Source organism: Pseudomonas sp. FG29, assembly GCF_057809355.1.
The window spans coordinates 1-558 of record NZ_JBMDJU010000056.1 but is presented as its reverse complement, the minus strand read 5'-3'; the positions used below and the strand labels follow the sequence as shown (position 1 = coordinate 558).

The window sequence follows — 558 nt, the reverse complement described above, 5'->3', positions numbered from 1 at the left end:
TGGGCGTGGAAGACGACAACGTTAAGGGCAAGACGCTCAAGGCCCTGGACATTACCGGCGCGATCATCCGCTGCATCGACCCCAGCGTTAAGCCGCGCCGCAGCCAGGAAGATCGCTCCCGCCAGATGCATGAGTTGCTGCTGGCCAGCGCCCAAGCCGGGCGCCGCCATGTGGTGATTATCGAAGAGGCGCACAGCCTGCCCATCACCACGCTCAAGCACCTCAAGCGCTTCTATGAGCTGCAGGCCGGCTTCAAGAAACTGCTGGCCTTCATCCTGGTTGGCCAGACCGAGCTTGCCGACAAGCTCAGCGAGTACAACCCAGCCGTGCGCGAGGTGGTGCAGCGCTGCGAACTGATCCGCCTCAAGCCCCTGGACAACCAGGTGGAGGCTTACCTCAAGCACAAGTTTGCCCGCATCGACGTGGACTACCTGTCCGTCTTCGAGCCTTCGGCTTTCGACGAGATCCGCAACCGCCTGCGCATGTCGCTGAACGTGGGCCGGGGCAAGGTGCGCGAGAACCAGGTGATCTCCCTGTGCTACCCGCTAGCGGTGAACA

1 protein-coding gene is annotated in these 558 nt (G+C 62.5%); it reads left to right on the top strand.

What is annotated here, in order from left to right; genetic code table 11:
* Positions 1-558 (top strand): ExeA family protein (locus ACODS1_RS24125; RefSeq protein WP_489087642.1); only part of this gene is annotated, 558 nt, incomplete at both ends.